At 46.8% G+C, this 18,429-nt stretch carries 11 protein-coding genes, 1 tRNA gene and 1 CRISPR repeat array; all 12 genes read right to left on the bottom strand.

Annotated elements, in window-relative coordinates; genetic code table 11:
* Positions 1–92: 92 nt before the first annotated feature.
* On the bottom strand, positions 93–998 hold the full coding sequence (locus tag H9Q79_RS06585; RefSeq protein ID WP_118648379.1) for an undecaprenyl-diphosphate phosphatase: 906 nt from the start codon (positions 996–998) through the stop codon (positions 93–95).
* 331 nt (positions 999–1,329) lie between these two features.
* Positions 1,330–4,536 carry a carbamoyl-phosphate synthase large subunit gene (gene carB / locus H9Q79_RS06590; RefSeq protein WP_249329472.1) on the bottom strand — a complete coding sequence of 1,069 codons (3,207 nt, stop codon included), beginning with the start codon at positions 4,534–4,536 and terminating at the stop codon, positions 1,330–1,332.
* Positions 4,536–5,609 (bottom strand): carbamoyl phosphate synthase small subunit, encoded by a 1,074-nt coding sequence (locus tag H9Q79_RS06595; protein WP_118648401.1) that lies wholly within the window; start codon positions 5,607–5,609, stop codon positions 4,536–4,538. The genes carB and H9Q79_RS06595 overlap by 1 nt, the downstream gene beginning before the upstream one ends.
* 264 nt (positions 5,610–5,873) lie before the next feature.
* Positions 5,874–5,957, bottom strand: a tRNA-Leu gene (locus H9Q79_RS06600).
* Positions 5,958–6,169: 212 nt separating this feature from the next.
* A complete protein-coding gene (locus H9Q79_RS06605; RefSeq protein ID WP_249329473.1) occupies positions 6,170–6,640 on the bottom strand; it encodes a hypothetical protein in 471 nt (156 codons plus the stop codon).
* A 165-nt stretch (positions 6,641–6,805) separates the two neighbouring features.
* A CRISPR array of direct repeats spans positions 6,806–10,141; the repeat unit is 33 nt; unit sequence GCTTTAATCCACGTCCTCAACACAGAGGACGAC.
* Positions 10,142–10,311: 170 nt separating this feature from the next.
* The gene (gene cas2 / locus H9Q79_RS06610) at positions 10,312–10,602 is read right to left on the bottom strand and encodes a CRISPR-associated endonuclease Cas2 (protein WP_118648136.1); all 291 of its coding nucleotides are present in this window, start codon (positions 10,600–10,602) and stop codon (positions 10,312–10,314) included.
* A gap of 6 nt (positions 10,603–10,608) precedes the next feature.
* Entirely contained in the window at positions 10,609–11,640 is a 1,032-nt protein-coding gene (gene cas1c / locus H9Q79_RS06615; RefSeq protein WP_249329474.1) for a type I-C CRISPR-associated endonuclease Cas1c, read from the bottom strand.
* A complete protein-coding gene (cas4, locus tag H9Q79_RS06620) occupies positions 11,637–12,302 on the bottom strand; it encodes a CRISPR-associated protein Cas4 (RefSeq protein WP_249329475.1) in 666 nt (221 codons plus the stop codon). Before cas4 ends, cas1c begins: the two co-directional genes overlap by 4 nt.
* Positions 12,295–13,152, bottom strand: a complete 858-nt coding sequence (cas7c, locus tag H9Q79_RS06625) for a type I-C CRISPR-associated protein Cas7/Csd2 (RefSeq protein WP_249329476.1) — start codon at positions 13,150–13,152, stop codon at positions 12,295–12,297. The genes cas4 and cas7c overlap by 8 nt, the downstream gene beginning before the upstream one ends.
* A gap of 2 nt (positions 13,153–13,154) precedes the next feature.
* Complete coding sequence (gene cas8c / locus H9Q79_RS06630) at positions 13,155–15,104, bottom strand: type I-C CRISPR-associated protein Cas8c/Csd1 (RefSeq protein ID WP_249329477.1); 1,950 nt, start codon at positions 15,102–15,104, stop codon at positions 13,155–13,157.
* Entirely contained in the window at positions 15,101–15,847 is a 747-nt protein-coding gene (cas5c, locus tag H9Q79_RS06635; RefSeq protein ID WP_249329478.1) for a type I-C CRISPR-associated protein Cas5c, read from the bottom strand. The genes cas8c and cas5c overlap by 4 nt, the downstream gene beginning before the upstream one ends.
* Positions 15,848–15,865: 18 nt before the next feature.
* Entirely contained in the window at positions 15,866–18,340 is a 2,475-nt protein-coding gene (gene cas3, locus H9Q79_RS06640) for a CRISPR-associated helicase Cas3' (protein WP_330596948.1), read from the bottom strand.
* Positions 18,341–18,429: the final 89 nt, after the last annotated feature.

An 18,429-nucleotide genomic window follows, 5' to 3' on the forward strand; every position in this document is an offset into this window, starting at 1 on the left:
TCCCTTCACTCCATTCAATCTATGTCTCTTTTAAAATTTATTCTGCCCAGAGCTGCTTTTTTATTATAACCCATGACGAGAGCGCACGCAACTCAGCCTTTTAATATTCCCGCCGCAAACAGCCCGATCACCAGCGCCCCCAGCACAATCCTGTACCAGCCGAACACCTTGAAATCATGGCGTTTAATATAGCTCATCAGGAATTTAATAGCCAGGATGGACACAGCAAATGCCACCACCATGCCGATGATGAGCACCGATACTTCCACTCCTGTAAAATGGAGTCCGAACTTCAGCAGCTTAATCGCTGACGCGCCCAGCATTGTGGGGACAGCCAGATAGAAAGTATACTCCGCCGCCAGAGTCCTGGACATCCCGATCAGTATCCCGCCGATAATCGTCGCACCCGAACGCGAGGTGCCCGGAACTATCGCCAACGCCTGGAAAAATCCAATAATCAGCGCGTCCTTCCATGTAATCTGGCTGATTCTTGAAATCCGCGGCTTCCTCCCCCGGTTATGATTCTCCACCAACAGAAACAGCACGCCATAGACAATCAGCATAACTGCCACCGGAACCGTGCGGTGCATATGCTCCTCCAGCCAGTCATCCAACGGAAGGCCGATCAGCAGCCCTGGTATACAGGATACTGCAATCTTCAGCCACATGACAATTTTGTCCATGTGAAGATAATGATTGGCAAACCTCTGGAATTTCCCCGCGGCCCCGTCTTCAACCGGATGTGCGAAGCAGCTCCGGGCCGGGGCCGTCTTCATCGTGTGGAATGGCCACAGCTGGCTGAAATACAGCACGACAACCGCCATGATTGCCCCCAGCTGTATCACCACGTTAAACATCTCCATAAACGCATCACTGACATTCAGCTTCAGCAGATCCCCCACCAGTATCAGATGGCCGGTACTGCTGATAGGCAGCCACTCCGTGATCCCCTCCACAATACCAAGGACCACCACCTTAAACCATTCAATCAAACCCATGTATGTATCTCTCCGATCTCACTTAATCACTCGTATTATTATATACCAAACCCCACAAAAGGAAAACCACAAATTATGTTTTGCGGCGAGTTGGTGGTGGATCAAATCTTTCATCCAATACCTGTCAATTCGCCAGTGATAGAACCCCGATGGAAGCAGACGGCAGGCAAGGGCCATTGTGCCAACTGAAATAGTCAGAAAAACAACGGGAGCCGGAACGTCTCCCGCTGGGCCGGACAGCTCTGCAGAAGCCTGTCCGGCCCAGAGAGAAGGCATTCCGGCTCCCGCTGTTTTTCATCCGGGTACCCACCTTCACTTCGCCTCAAAACCATCATCTCCTGTCGACGGTCGCGATGTCTATGAGCTCCAGTCTCTTGATATTTGTATTTTCTAATGACGTTACCAGCGCCGCCGCGGTATCCATGGCGGTCAGCACGTTGACTCCTGTCTCTATTGCGTTTCTCCGGATCACAAAACCGTCTTTGGCATGTTCGATGCCCTGCTCCGGAATATCGATGACCAGGTCTATTTTATGGCCAAGGATCAGGTCCATCAGGTTCGGACTGGCCTGTTCGATCTTATTGGTCCGGATGGCTTTTATACCGTTCTCCTGCAGCACCTTTGCAGTGCTTCTGGTGGCATAGATCCGGTAGCCCAGCTTTTCAAAGCGCTGTGCGATCGGTATGATGTTCTGCTGTTCGCTGTCCCTGACGGTTATGATCATGTTCTTGTGCTTCGGAAGGTTAATTCCGGCTCCCAGGAACGCCTTGTACAGAGCTTCATTGAAGGTGCGGGCAATTCCCAGGCATTCTCCCGTGGATTTCATCTCCGGGCCCAGGCTGATATCGGCTCCGCGGATCTTCTCAAAGGAGAATACCGGCATTTTGATGGCGATATAGTCCGCTTCCCTCTGAAGTCCGGGCTCATAGCCCAGATCTTTGATCTTATGGCCCAGGATCACCTTTGTGGCCAGCGGCACAATCGGTATCCCTGTCACCTTGCTGATATACGGCACCGTCCGTGAGGAACGGGGATTCACTTCGATCACGTAGACGTCTTCTTTATACACGATGAACTGGATATTGATCATTCCCAGCACATGCAGAGAACTGGCCAGACGTCTGGTGTATTCCACGATCAAGGCCTTGGCTTTTTCACTGATACTCTGGGCCGGATAGACGGAAATACTGTCGCCGGAATGAATACCCGCACGCTCAATGTGCTCCATGATTCCCGGAATCAGGATGTCCTCGCCGTCACAGACGGCGTCCACCTCAATTTCCTTGCCTTCCAGATACTTGTCCACAAGGATCGGATGATCCTGGGTATAGCGGTTGATGACCCCGATATATTTCTCAATATCCTCATCATTGATGGCAATCTGCATGCCTTGGCCGCCGAGCACGTAAGAGGGACGGACGAGTACCGGATAGCCCAGCTCATGGGCCGCCTGTTTTGCTTCCTCTGCGGTAAATACCGTATGGCCGGCAGCCCGCGGAATCCCGCACTTCTGAAGAATCTGATCAAACAGCTCACGGTCCTCTGCCGCGTCTACATTTTCAGCGGAGGTTCCCAGAATCTTCACGCCCATCCGGATCAGGGCTTCTGTCAGCTTGATGGCGGTCTGACCGCCGAATTGGACGACAGCGCCGTCTGGATGTTCGATGTTCACTACATTTTCCACATCCTCCGGCGTCAGCGGTTCAAAATACAGCTTATCCGCGATATCAAAGTCTGTGCTCACGGTTTCCGGATTGTTGTTGATGATGATGGTCTCATAGCCTTCCCTGGAAAATGCCCAGGTACAGTGTACTGAGCAGAAATCAAATTCAATGCCCTGCCCGATCCGTATGGGTCCGGAACCAAGTACCAGGACTTTTTTCCTTCCGGTGGTCACGGCGGCCTCATTCTCTCCGCCGTATACCGAATAGTAATAGGGCGTCGTCGCCGCGAACTCTGCCGCGCAGGTATCAACCATCTTGTAGGCAGCCGTGATCCCATATCCTTTTCTCAGCGCCTTGATGTCCTCCTCCGTCTTTCCGGCCAGCTTCCCAATCAGATAATCGGGGAATTCCATCCGCTTGGCTTCCCGCAGCAGGTCTTCCGTCAGGGCTTCGCTCTTCAGCGCTTGTTCCATCTCTACCAGTATCGCAATTTTATCAATGAACCAGTCATCTATCTGTGTGATATCATGAATCTTCTCATAGGAGATCCCGCGGCGGACAGCCTCGGCAATCCTCCAGATCCTCATATCGTCTACAACCGCCATTTCCTCCGTCAGCTGTTCTTCAGAAAGGCCTGTGAAATCATAGGACAACAGCGAATCCACATGCTGTTCCAGGGAACGGATCGCTTTCATGAGGGCGCCTTCAAAATTATTGCAGATGCTCATCACCTCTCCGGTGGCTTTCATCTGCGTGGTCAGCGTCCGCTTCGCGCTGATGAACTTGTCGAAGGGCAACCGCGGTATTTTCACCACGCAGTAGTCCAGCATGGGCTCAAAGCTGGCATAAGTCTTCTTCGTGATGGCGTTGGGAATCTCATCCAGAGTGTAGCCCAGGGCGATCTTGGCCGCCACCTTGGCGATGGGATAGCCTGTCGCTTTGGAAGCCAGCGCAGAGGACCGGCTTACGCGGGGATTTACCTCGATGACACAGTATTCAAAGCTCTTCGGATGGAGGGCGTACTGCACGTTGCAGCCGCCGGTGATTCCCAGCTCGCTGATGATATTCAAAGCAGAAGTACGCAGCATCTGGTATTCCTTGTCCCCCAGTGTCTGAGAGGGCGCCACTACAATTGAATCGCCGGTGTGCACGCCCACCGGGTCAATATTTTCCATATTACAGACGGTGATACAGTTGCCGGCGCCGTCGCGCATCACTTCATATTCAATCTCTTTCCAGCCGGCAATGCACCGCTCTACCAGGACCTCACCTACCCGTGACAGCCGCAGGCCGTTGGACAGGATCTCTGTCAGCTCTTCTTCATTATTGGCGATGCCTCCGCCGCTGCCGCCCAGCGTATAGGCCGGACGGAGCACGACCGGATAGCCGATCGTATTGGTAAATGCGATTCCGTCTTCCACGTTGGTGACTACCCTCGACGCCGCCACCGGCTCTCCGATCTTCTCCATCGTATCCTTGAATTCCTGGCGGTCCTCCGCTTTCCGGATGGTCTGGGAGGTCGTGCCGATCAGCCGCACATTGTGCTCTTTCAGAAATCCTCTCTCCTCCAGCTCCATGGCCAGATTCAGGCCTGCCTGCCCGCCCAGGGTGGGCAGAACGCTGTCGGGCTTTTCCTTGAGGATCAGCTGCTCTACCACTTCGACTGTCAGAGGCTCGATATATACCCGGTCTGCAATATCTTTATCGGTCATGATGGTGGCCGGGTTGGAATTCAGCAGGACAACCTCAAGGCCTTCCTCCTTCAGAGAACGGCAGGCCTGTGTCCCTGCATAGTCAAATTCTGCAGCCTGTCCGATGACGATCGGTCCAGAACCGATGACTAAAACTTTTTTAATATCCGGATTCTTAGGCATTATTTGTTCCCTCCCATCATCTCTATAAAACGGTCAAACAGATATGCGGAATCCTGCGGCCCCGGAGACGCCTCCGGATGATATTGCACAGTGAAAATATTCTTGCCCAGGTACCGCAGCCCTTCATTCGTCCCGTCATTGACATTGACGAAGGCAGGGACCGCCACAGACGGGTCCAGCGTATCAGTATCTACCATGTAACCATGGTTCTGGGAGGTGATGTAGACACGGCCGGTAGCAAGGTCCTTTACCGGGTGGTTGCCTCCCCGGTGCCCGTATTTCATCTTCTTCGTATCCGCCCCCGTGGCGAGGGCCATTAACTGATGCCCCAGGCAGATGGCAAATACCGGCACGTCAGCTTCATACAGTTTTCTGATTTCTTTTATAACCGTGGTACATTCTTTCGGATCTCCCGGTCCATTGGAAAGCATAATACCGTCCGGTTTTGCAGCGAGAATCTCCTCAGCCGTCGTCTGGGCAGGATAGATGGTTACCTGACAGCCTCTTTCGTTCAGGGACCGCGGGATATTGCTCTTTACACCGAAATCCATCAGCGCCACCCTGTATCCATTTCCCCTGAGAACTGAAGGTTCAGAGCAGGTCACCCGCTCCACCACGTTTCCTGTCTTATATGCTTTCAGCCTGGGAATCACCGCATCCAGATCAAAGTTCTCATCCGTGGTGATCATCCCGTTCATCGTACCCTTTTCTCTCAGTATCTTAGTCAGCGCCCGGGTATCGATTCCCGCAATCCCGGGAATATCAAACCGCTTCAGGAAATTCTGGATTGTATCCTGGCTGCGGAAATTGCTTGGCATCCTGGAAAGCTCTCTGACAATATAACCGTCAGGCCACGGGCGCAGAGACTCCTGGTCTTCGTAACAGATTCCATAATTTCCTATCAGGGGGTAAGTCATGCAGACAGCCTGTCCGGCGTAAGAGGGGTCAGTAAGCACTTCCAAATATCCAGTCATTGATGTGTTAAAGACAATTTCACTGATAATCTCTTTCCTGGAACCGATGCTGGCTCCTGTGAAAACATGTCCGTCTTCTAAAATCAGAAAAGCCTTCATATTCATTCTGTATCCTTTCTTTCTCTGCCGTCACCTGCAGTTTCACAGCCTTGTCACCGGCCTTCCGCTCATGCTTCGGGCCTGCGTACCTGAATATACGCTGGTATACCGCATGGCATGCCGCCTATGCGCAAAAAAAAAGAGAAACTATCCTCTTTGGTTTTTAAAAGTTTACCACAATCATCGGGCGTTTTCAACAGATTCAATTCCTAAATATTTTTAAGATTGCCTAAATTTATTTCAGATTTCAGAGCAAAAAAATAGTGCAGGAAGCGGGACTTGAACCCGCACGATATTGCTACCACAGGCACCTGAAGCCTGCGCGTCTGCCAATTCCGCCATTCCTGCATCTGATTTCTTCCAGCGACTTTCTGTCGCTCACAACGGATATATTACCAGCTTTAATCCCAGAAGTCAACTCTTTTTTTTATTTTTTTTAAATTTTTTCTCACAAAAACTTTCAGACAATTTTGCCAGGACTGCCGGACTCCGGCTGGCAGCGCCTGTAACACGCTGTCCGCCGGACTTATACCTGCCTGAACAGAATACACCCGAAGCGCCTAATTTTCAATAAACCGGCACAGTTTTTCCAGCAGCTCCTGATATCTTCTATCTGTCTTTACAAATTCCATCTCTTTGTCATTTTCAATGGCATTTTTCAGCATGAGCGCAATCTCTCTGATCCCGGCGCTTGAAAAAGTCATATGGGAATACAATTCTGAATTCTTAAACGCATCCATGTCTTTTATGCTGCATACGACGCCTTCCAGAATTCTCAGAATCTCTTCCTTATCTCTCAGATGTATAGCCAGATCCAGCCCCGGAAAGACCTCCATATATTTCCCCATCTCCAGGATCTCCGCCATTTTTTTCTGTTTGTCCACTATGGATCTTGCCTTGTCAATCTTTCCTTCTTCCATGGAAAGGCTCAGCAGGCCGTTCAGGGCCCCATTCAGATCATTAAAGCCTGTAAACAATATCCTCTCATACAGCTGATAGGCCTCCTGTACCTTTTTTTGCCTGTGATACAAAATGGCCTGCATCTGATTCTGGTAAAAACCCCTTTTAGGAATCCGCTCCAGATACTCCTGTGCTTCATGGCATTAACATGGAGAACGACCATGCTATACCGAGGTACTGCATACTTTCCGTTCTGCCGACGAATAACCGACGACCAACTAGGTGTGGGTGACAATGCTTTAATCCACGTCCTCAACACAGAGGACGACGTGTCGCCGCCTGTAGCGTCCTTTTTGTCCGCCAGGTCCTTTAATCCACGTCCTCAACACAGAGGACGACGATACCGCACCTTCCACCTCTGCCGACGCAAAAGCGCTTTAATCCACGTCCTCAACACAGAGGACGACTAAAATTACTACCGTTTTCTGTGAAAAAAATTGGTGCTTTAATCCACGTCCTCAACACAGAGGACGACCTATAAGGCGGTGATGGGATGCCAAACAGGATCATGCTTTAATCCACGTCCTCAACACAGAGGACGACTTTTCTCTGTCTGTCATGCCTCTACCTCCAATTAGCGCTTTAATCCACGTCCTCAACACAGAGGACGACACCCCGGTTGTTTCTTCTCTTCTTTTACAGGGATGCTTTAATCCACGTCCTCAACACAGAGGACGACGTTCTCTTGTCTTTTGAATAAAAGTTCCTTTATTGCTTTAATCCACGTCCTCAACACAGAGGACGACATTGGTTCACATCGCCCCGCTTCACCCGTTCGTGCTTTAATCCACGTCCTCAACACAGAGGACGACCCATGATAACATTAATCGGTCAATAAAATTATTCTGCTTTAATCCACGTCCTCAACACAGAGGACGACTTCTGGAGTTGAGATTCCGAAGCCACCTAAAGCGCTTTAATCCACGTCCTCAACACAGAGGACGACCTTCCAGCAGCAGTTCCCTGACGACAGCGGAAATGCTTTAATCCACGTCCTCAACACAGAGGACGACGGTTTCTAATTAAGGGCATGTGCCTGAAGGAGGTGCTTTAATCCACGTCCTCAACACAGAGGACGACTTAATTCCACAATTCTCACCTGGTCTCCCGCTTTGCTTTAATCCACGTCCTCAACACAGAGGACGACCATGATGAACCGTGCCCTCAATGAGATCAATTACGCTTTAATCCACGTCCTCAACACAGAGGACGACCAGCATAAGATGCCGTTTCATGAGTGGAAAAATGCTTTAATCCACGTCCTCAACACAGAGGACGACAAGAATTTCCGGGTATCGCACCATTTTTATATTTGCTTTAATCCACGTCCTCAACACAGAGGACGACTAAAGACTCCGACAAATTAATTTGCTCTGCATACGCTTTAATCCACGTCCTCAACACAGAGGACGACGGCTTCTGAGAGAAACATGAATGCAGATGAAACTGCTTTAATCCACGTCCTCAACACAGAGGACGACTATTTCATAGGGTTTGTTATCTCGATAATTAATCGCTTTAATCCACGTCCTCAACACAGAGGACGACGGGCTGCCATACGAACAATCCGTGCCAACGGAAATGCTTTAATCCACGTCCTCAACACAGAGGACGACGACATCGAATCGCTGGGGTGCATTTTATAATGATGCTTTAATCCACGTCCTCAACACAGAGGACGACGAAGAAGAAATTTCCGAAACCGAAAATGAGATCAAAGCTTTAATCCACGTCCTCAACACAGAGGACGACTTGAAACTACAAAATAGGAGGGAGCATCATGCTTGCTTTAATCCACGTCCTCAACACAGAGGACGACATTACCCTCACAATACTTTACAAGAATTTTGATGCTTTAATCCACGTCCTCAACACAGAGGACGACGTTATCCATCGGATCACTGAACATTTCAACTGTTTCGCTTTAATCCACGTCCTCAACACAGAGGACGACGATGTTTGCAAGGAAGGCATGTCCTTCTGGGGTCGCTTTAATCCACGTCCTCAACACAGAGGACGACGAACGAATGTTCTTCACTAAATATAGAATATAACGCTTTAATCCACGTCCTCAACACAGAGGACGACCTAATTGAGCAAGAGCTTCAATAAGACGCTTTTTGCTTTAATCCACGTCCTCAACACAGAGGACGACAGTGCGGAGAATTGCCAGGGCCAGGGAGGAAGAGCTTTAATCCACGTCCTCAACACAGAGGACGACTATCAATCCGGATTCAGATGCCTGGTTGATGTGGTGCTTTAATCCACGTCCTCAACACAGAGGACGACACGATGGTCGCCACATATCGGCGGAACAGAGGAAGGCTTTAATCCACGTCCTCAACACAGAGGACGACTTTCCGGCATCTACCATTGATTTATTAATGCGGATGCTTTAATCCACGTCCTCAACACAGAGGACGACTCCCGTTTTCCGGCAGGGCTGGGATCATCACATGTGCTTTAATCCACGTCCTCAACACAGAGGACGACTCAAAAGGATGCGGTTAAAAAATTAATAGGTCTTGCTTTAATCCACGTCCTCAACACAGAGGACGACTGTACATATATGTTATTATATAATTGTCAAGAGGGGCTTTAATCCACGTCCTCAACACAGAGGACGACACCAGACGCGTATTTACTCTCATTATCTGTATCGCTTTAATCCACGTCCTCAACACAGAGGACGACGAAATGGATTTGCTGGGACAAAAAAGACAAGGATGCTTTAATCCACGTCCTCAACACAGAGGACGACGAAAAGGTGGAGGCGCTGAATTATGTTAGAGAAGCTTTAATCCACGTCCTCAACACAGAGGACGACCATACTGGACACCCTCATTAATCAGGCGAGGGAAGGCTTTAATCCACGTCCTCAACACAGAGGACGACTGAAGCAATTGGCCTGGCAAAGGATAAGGCGATCCTGCTTTAATCCACGTCCTCAACACAGAGGACGACTGCTTCTGGCGGCCTGTTAGGAATGGTAATCACTGGCTTTAATCCACGTCCTCAACACAGAGGACGACACAGCAACAGAAGCACAGGCTTTAAGCAATGCCGCTTTAATCCACGTCCTCAACACAGAGGACGACATCTCCACCCACATCTGTTTTTTCGGTAGATGGCGGCTTTAATCCACGTCCTCAACACAGAGGACGACCAGTAATCGTGCGGGTTTTGTAATAAGCTCTCCGGCTTTAATCCACGTCCTCAACACAGAGGACGACACAGACAAGGCAAATACCCACTTTGAGGGGATTATGCTTTAATCCACGTCCTCAACACAGAGGACGACTCTAACGCAACAAGTAATTATACTGGAACTGTGTTGCTTTAATCCACGTCCTCAACACAGAGGACGACGACGCTCTAGGCGGAAGTTCTACAGCGTGCTCAATGCTTTAATCCACGTCCTCAACACAGAGGACGACAATGCTTCAGCCGATGCAATCACAACGGCGGAAAGCTTTAATCCACGTCCTCAACACAGAGGACGACCATAATTACAAGATGTATGTTATAATTAATTAAAAGCTTTAATCCACGTCCTCAACACAGAGGACGACGGCAAATATAGCTAATTTTCAATCAATTGCAGAAATTTATTTGTGCATATATATCAATCCAAAATACACTCAATAAATTATCATAAACTTCAACACTCTATTAAATCCATATTTCTTATAAATTTCTGGTGCGAATCTTCCAGTGTTTTTCTGGGCACTTGGTATTCGCACTAAAAAATCAGCGGATCTTTGACATCAAATCCAGGTTTTGCACCGATATGTTCTACTTTATTTTTATATTTATCGCCAATATAATAGAACCGCAGGCTATCTACATCTTTGTCTATGATATTCTCTAAAATAGCCTTTACCTCTCTGCACTTAGCCGCATCCATCTGGCATTCAAATACAGAATTCTGTACTCTCTGCCCATAATTTACGCATTGCTTTGCAACCTTGCGCAGACGACGGCGGCCAGCCTCCGTCTGCGTGTTTACATCATAAGTAATCAAAATGAGCATAGTCACCTACTTCCAGAAAAACGGCGGATATTCATCTAAATCTCCCCGCAGATACCTCGCCAGCAGCATCGCTTGGACATGGGGTACGATTCCCCACTCGATTTTTTCATCTAAAAACGGGTGTTTGATTATTTCTTGCTTCTTAGCCTGCCAGGCTGACAGAAAAGTTTTCCGGCCAGATTCTGTCAACACGACGGCTCCACTCTCCCTGCTGATAAAATCATCCGCCTTGATCATTCGTTTATTAATCATTGTCAAAACAAAACGGTCCGCCATCACGCTGCGTAATTCTTCCATTAAATCAAGTGCAAGGGACATTCTGCCCGGCCGGTCCGTATGATAAAATCCAACATATGGGTCTAGTCCAACTCCTTCCAGAGCGGATCCGCACATACCTGCCAAAAGTGTATAGGCAAAGGACAACATAGCATTAACCTTATCTAATGGTGGTCTTTTATTTCTTCCCCTAAAGAAGAAATCCTTTTTTTGCTGCAATATGAGATCATCCCATACGGAAAAATACACAGACGCCGCTTCTCCTTCCAATCCCAGAAGAGTGGATGCATTGTCACATTTTCTGATATCTAAAAGACTTTTCACCAAAATTGCGGATTTTGCCTTTAATTTTTCAGAATCAAGACGCATCGGATAATCCCTGGCGGCACGCTCTAATACCCACCTTGCATTAAATACCTTGCCAGTCATAAAATTTCTTGCAATAATGATGCTCTCACCTTTATCCTCACTCATACGGTATTGTTGTTTCCTAAGAGTGACATTCCCCCTCACTTCACCTGATACTCTCGCTAAAAATCGGCCGTTAGCTGACAGGAAGGATAAATCGATGTTTCTCTGGGCACAGGCGCCCATCAATGCCGGACTTGCGCCGGTATACCCAAAAGTAACGATTCCCTCTAAATTGTGCAGTGGGATTCTGCCTATCTCTTTCTGATCTTCAAGAATAACAACATTTTCACCGTCCAGAGAAAGGTATCGATTGTTCGAAGTGATATACAGCGTATTCAGTAATCTTTTCACAGATACTCCTCCTCTAAAATCTGTTCATTTATGTAATCGGAGACCGACCTGTTTTTGTTCAATACCGGTAGACAGATATCCTTTAAAGAACAGGCATTGCAGCTTTTCGTCCGTTTGACCTTCGGAGTGTGTCTGCGCTCGTAATACTGATGCATTTCTTCGAACATATCCTTAACCCTTTGGCGCAATTCATCTGTGAATTCGACCTTTTGGCGATGCCGCGTTTCTCCGTAATAAAGATAACCAAAAGAGATTTCACAGCATAGCATTTCCTCCAGACACATGGCCTGAGCAGTAACCTGCAGCATATCCACATCATTTATTTTGGGCTGTCCACACTTATATTCCACAGGAATGACGTAATATTTCCCTTCACGCCCGGCCAGGTTGATCCCGTCCTGGCATTTATGGAATTCCACAACATCACACTCACCGCTGATTCCTAATTCTCTGGAATGAATGGGCATTGCCCTTACAATGATTAAATCACCACGCTTTTCTTTTAAATCCGCGTCATGGGCATGTTCGTGAAGAAGCCTGCCTTCTATGGTTCTCACATTTTCCTGCCACTGAAGCTCTATATACGCCAATGCCCATTGGCGGCGACAGAATGCAAAATGCTGGATGCCCGAAAGCTGCAGAAAATCTTCTTCCTCATACAAACTCTAATACCTCCGGCTCCATACAGCCTTCCACGCTCCACTGGATATCATAGTCCTCAAATTTTTTTGGATGCGGTTCCTTCTCAATGAATTTAAATCCTCTCTGGATTTTTCCGGAAGATACCTGCGGCACTTTTTCTTCATGCTGCCACCAATATAATCTGCAGACCTCTATACTTCCCTCCGGTCTGGCAGATGACGCATCATTTTCAAAAAGCGTCATTAACGCTTCCTTTAAAACATCAGCGTCCTCCTGGGAAAAACCTGTCTTCTCCGCCAATTGTACATTTACACTTCCCTTTACCATATATACTCCAAAGCCTATCCTGTGCTTTGTTCCCATCGTATCGGAAGCCTTGCTTTCCTTATTTGCTTCGCTGTTTACACTTTTGGTTATCTGCATACTGATAACATCAACAGGAGACAAGCTTACCGCCTGATGAACCGACACCGGTCCCCTCACCCCAAAGGACACCTCTTCTCCCTTAAAAGCAAATACCTGCCCGAAGCTGCGCACATCAATCCACTCTCTGCAGGCAATACTTATACATTTATCTCTGTTTGCCCTTTTTCCTTGACCAATTTCTGCCTTTAATTCTTCAGAGCTATCTGCACGGTCCTTTAAGCTTGTAAGACCGTCGTCCGAACGGTCGTCAGACTGTACAAACACCTTCTCACCCAAATCCTGAAAACGGTTTCGGATTTTTCTTTTTATGCATACATCCGAAATTTCCCCATACCCATCCAGATTGACTCTGGGACGGTTACCGTTTAAGGGATCGCCATTGGGGTTAGCGTTTTCCACGCTCAGAAACAGCGTAAAATCAATTTTTCCTTTCAAATCACTCATTATTAGTCCTCCTCTGATTTCGTATTTTTATACTCCTTTAATTCATGTGACTGACTATGAAATCCCAATAAATATAAAGGATCCAGCCGGCTGTTGTCACTAAAGCTCTTCACATCAAATAATTGACATATTTCATCCATTAACCGCTGATAATGAAGTCTCTCCGATCTTTTCAGTTTATTATAATAGGGCGGGAGGTTCTCCTCAATCACCTTCCAAGTTTCATAAGGCCGCTGTGAAAATGCAGTCATATAGCGCCTTGCATTTGTCGTACGCGAATCGTCTTTTTCAGGGTCAAAGGTCCGGTACTCAACCCTGTCCGCTACTGCCAGCAGCCTTCCATACAGATAGTTTCTGTCTCTACAATCCTTATCTAGTGCCACAGTCCATACCTCCTCGTGATTTTTCTCATGTCTGTGTTTTTTTATTAAAGAGCATGCCAATGTCAAAACTCTCTCCCAATTATAGCTCTCTTTATAGGAAACTGGCGAAGACGCCTTAGATACTGCCAGGTTCATTAAATAGGGAGGCACATTACTGCGGTCCCAAATACAGGGCAGAAGCTGTTTACTGATATTCGCATACATCCGTTTACTGCTTCTATCCAGAATTGTGAGCATCCCATTACTTTCTGTGCCATAGAGGATATCTGCAATATCCCGTATACCCACCATCCCCCAAAAATCAGGCCCGGCCTTTTTATATCTTTTGTGATGCACCCATTGACATTCTGTGTGCCAGAATTTTATGTTCTCTAAATATCTTGTTGATTCCAGGGCTTTGTACTCCACCAGGGCAAGGCGGCCCGTTGTGGCAGCGTCGAATGCCATCAGGATCATCCTCGACATCCCTTCCAGCTTTCTTCCGTAACCATCCAGCGCCTGATAAAATTTTTGTGCTGCGCGAGCATTCGTTACTGCCTCGTCATCTTCTTCCTCAAACCCGTCATAATCACTGCAGATTTCATCGGTATCCTTGTCCCATTGGGGCATAGGCAAAAGGTTCGTCTCCCAGGTCACAATGGTCAGCGTATCATGGCTGTACCCCTGCTTTCTGATAATCCATTTCAACGCATTGTGTACCTTCTGCGAGGTCTCATTACCTATCGCAAAGGCCTGCTCTTTTGTTGAAAAATGTCCCCGATACGTAAAGTTTTCAGAATCATTGCAGGAAATAAGCTTTGCCCCATCCCCTTCATTCCTGATCTTTTTAGAATGGAGATAGGAAATCTGCTCCTCATGGCCCGAAAGATAGCAGATCCCTTTACTGTCTGCCAGAGATCTATAGTATTCTATAAAACTATTTTGAAGAGTCTGGTCCACCCAGCACTCACTTCTGTATTGACCTGCGGCAACAGACGTCACATCCGAAAAGGTTTCCATAATACGAAAGCGTACAAAAGCTTTACTCTGTGGAATATTTTGTATCTTCTCATTCTTTGACAATTTACCGTTCTCATCTAATTTTAAAACATGAGCGGCCGCGAGATCCCGGATCAGGCATCCCTTTTCCAGATATAGATATAAAGCATCTACTTTTTTATGAGTATACAAGGAGGTATGCCACTTTTCCAATGCCTGAATATACAACTCATAATATGCGGCATCTCCTGTGCTGTCCTCATCGGAATATTTCACATAATCTCCTGCCACATACTTTAAATTGTCACAAAAGGGATGCGGCTCTTTGCTGGCGGTCCGGCTGCCTGATTTCTCCGTCACGGGAATGATCGTCAGCTTATCACCGTTGTCCACCGGCTCCGCTTGAAGGAAATTTCCATGTTCGTCTATGGTGACTGTGATCTGAGCTGTAACAGTGGTATGAAAAGGCGGAAGCAATACGTATGGTATCATTTCCACACCTTTTTTTGTATTGACAGGTTTATATTCCATAACGCCTGCATGATGTTTGTTTTTTTCATATAATTCACAGAGTTCATCCGCCCAGCTCAATAGATCGCCTCCTCTTCCGTAAATTCCTCAAGGCCGCAAAAATTATCTGTCCCGAATTCTTTTATGCTCATATCCCTAATATAACGTTTATCAGCACAGGCTTCCGGTCTTACGAATTCAATGATTCCGCCCGGTTTCATCACAGGACGCCAAAACCGGACAGTCAATTTCCCCTGATCCTCAGGTAATATGGCTTCATCCGCATAGGTTGTTCCATGGTACATAAATCCATAAGCCACTTCCCCCTCCATACCGTCATAAGCGCTTCCGCCCTCGCCAAAGCTGCATGACCGTACAAATCCCTGGCATTCCCTGGTGCCCAGAAATATATCACGCCGCCCGCCCCGGTCTGCCATGCGCTTGGCAATGTTGTGATGCTTATGCTCATTCCTGTCCCCGGCTAACTCCGGACGGTTCTCATTCCATTCAAAATGTGCCCTGACTTGGTAACACACATCCTTCAGGTATGTATAATAGGACAGATCGTTGCCGGATTTATTGTAGGTCAAAGGACGTATTCCTTTCGTCTCCGTCTGTATCTGGTTCATAACACGGACAGCATCCACAACCCAAATGAGGGTAGGCTTCCAGTAGATACTGTGTACGATTCCTTTAACTGCCTCATAGGTAGGAATATGGTAGCTGGTTTTTTCACCGCCCACCCGCATAACAGGGTCTGAAAACAACGCATAATCGCCATAAACCTCAAATTCAATTGTATTTCTGTACCTTTCCACTTTCATCACCCCTTTATATGTACATTAAGAAAATAAATCATTCATTTTAGGAATATCCGACACCCCTGTTTTTTTACTGTAATAGTTTTCAGATAAAACAAGAACATTTCCCTGACAGACAGATGTAACTGCCCTTCCCAGCTTCTCTTTCCTATATTCCGAGATGCCGACGGTGTAAACCTGAAGCTTCCTCAATATTTCCTTCTGCTCCTTTAATCCTAAATAAGGGTTGTCCAATTCATTTAACAGTTTCTTAGTTTCCTCATCATACTCCACCACCACCTTAACGCCCTCATCGTCCGGAATTACCCGAAATAGTTCGCCAGCAGTTTTGAATGCCTGATTCAAAACATTTTTTGCGCGATGGCCATGCACATTTGTATACTGTGACTTTCCCAATTTGTTATCTGACAGCAAATCCACCAGATTACAAGGCGTGTTGCGATAACTGGCAGGATAATTGGTTTTTATGTTGACCATTTTTAAATAGAACTGTCTATAATAGAATGCAACCGCCTTCTGAGAATCCAGCTTCCCGTCCAATGATTCCGGGCATGTACGATATTGATGAAGAACCGTTTCCATCGCTTCCTGTGCAGCTTTGATATCCGGCAGGCCGGAAAGATGTTCTGCCTCCGGAGACATTCTCACAATATAAACCGGGCCGGCATCTGGATTTTTTTTGTTCCTGTTACATCTTCCCGCCGCCTGAATGATGTTGTCCAGCCCGGCCATGGAGCGGATTACACAGCGAAAGGAAAAGTCAACCCCAGCTTCCACAAGCTGGGTGCTCACGCAGATAACACGTTTCGTCCTGTCAAGGCTTTGCTTGATTTCATCTAACTGTTCCTGCCGATTTTTCGGGCACATATTAGTGCTCAAATGATATAAAATGCACGTGTCATTATAACATCCTTCTAAAAGCTCATACAATGCCTTAGCGCAAGCTTTCGTGTTCACAATCACTAAAATGCTTTCCTCATCCGGGAATATTTCATCTATAAAATTTTTCAAATCATTAACGCTCATTCCACCGCTGACCAGGTCTGTCATATCTTGGATTTTAGTTCTTTTAAACTCTTCGCTATATCTATCAACGTTTCTCACCATATGATTCGCATCAAACATACAGTTTTTCGGCAGCTTCGCAAGTGTAGGCTGTGTTGCTGAGCACAGAACAACCGTTGTATTGCAGAACGCTGATAAAAAATTCACTGCCAGATTAAAAAGCTCCGTGCAATTGATGGGAAACGCCTGTACCTCGTCAAATATAATAATGCTGTTGCATAAACTGTGCATCCGCCGGATATCGCGCTTCCGGCCGGAAAACAACGTATTCAAAACCTGAACTGCAGTCGTGACTATGATGGGACAATCCCATGTCTCGGTGAGCCTTCGATACTTCTCCTCCTCATCCGCACTTTCTTTTACAATATTACAATGATGTTCCAGGACAAATTCATTATTTCCTACGGCATTGCGAATTTCCTCAGCGTTTTGTTCCAGTATGGAGTTGAATGGAGCAACATACATAATATGCTGTTTTTCATATTTTTTGGCATGATGAAGAGCAAACCGAAGGCCGCTGAAGGTTTTTCCTGCTCCGGTGGGTACGGTTAAACAGTACAGTTTGTCTGGCTGTTCTGCTGCCTTCAGACAGATGTCTGATATTTCCTGACGGATAACATTCAATGGACTCTTTTTCTTTTCATCCCTAGCTGTGAGGGTGCTCAAATAATCTTCGAAATAGGCTATACTCTGCTCCCATATATGTTGTGTTTCTTCCTTTGACAAACGCCGGGGCAATCCTTTCTGCTCAAAAAAGCTTGCTGTATCGCTCCAGTCACTGTCAATTAACAGGGAAATCAAAAGACGTTCATACATCCCCAGATAGAAATTACCGCTTCCATAAACTGACGGCTTATCTCTATTGATCATTTCAGCAATACTGTCCATTATTTTTAACGAATCTGCTTTTGCCCTGTCTATATGTTCTTGAATGACATCTATATCTGTATACTGAAAAAAACGTTCTGTTATGGTGTCGTAATCTATTTTCTTTTCATTCCGTTCTTCTTCCAGAGACCTGCCACTTTCCATATTTATACAGTCTGCTAAACCGTGATGTGAGTAGATCGCTGTGCTGATTATTTTGGATGCAAGCATTCCGGGGGCCAGGCTCGTAATCAGTCGGCCGCCTGCTGTGGAATGATCGACATTGCGTTTCACTTCCTCCCCGGCCTTTTCTAATACTTCTTCCATATATGCCTGGAATTCAGGGCCATATTTCCCGCAGTCATGGAATGTTGCGGCCAGCCACGCAACACTGGTTAGAATCTCCAACGGACAATTATTCAATATTAAATGTCTAACATTCGTATGATGATTAAGAAGTGGCTGTATCTGATGAGTTTCCGGGATTACATGGGCTAAATAAGGGTCTTTCTTTTTATTTTCCTCATCATTCTTTCTTATATGACACACCCCCGCACTTTGCACTATTTTTGGCTATTTTTTAGTTATTTTTTATCCATATTATACATATTTTAACATATTAGCCGGGCAATCGCAACAACTATCAGAAGGGC

Origin of the sequence: Wansuia hejianensis (assembly GCF_014337215.1) — a bacterium.
Taxonomy (GTDB): domain Bacteria; phylum Bacillota; class Clostridia; order Lachnospirales; family Lachnospiraceae; genus Scatomonas; species Scatomonas hejianensis.

Bases quoted from the DNA above. Each gene is read 5' to 3' on its own strand.
- H9Q79_RS06585 (WP_118648379.1), bottom strand. From the start codon at position 998: ATGGGTTTGATTGAATGGTTTAAGGTGGTGGTCCTTGGTATTGTGGAG.
- carB (WP_249329472.1), bottom strand. From the start codon at position 4,536: ATGCCTAAGAATCCGGATATTAAAAAAGTTTTAGTCATCGGTTCTGGA.
- H9Q79_RS06595 (WP_118648401.1), bottom strand. From the start codon at position 5,609: ATGAAGGCTTTTCTGATTTTAGAAGACGGACATGTTTTCACAGGAGCC.
- cas2 (WP_118648136.1), bottom strand. From the start codon at position 10,602: ATGCTCATTTTGATTACTTATGATGTAAACACGCAGACGGAGGCTGGC.
- cas7c (WP_249329476.1), bottom strand. From the start codon at position 13,152: ATGAGTGATTTGAAAGGAAAAATTGATTTTACGCTGTTTCTGAGCGTG.
- cas5c (WP_249329478.1), bottom strand. From the start codon at position 15,847: ATGAAAGTGGAAAGGTACAGAAATACAATTGAATTTGAGGTTTATGGC.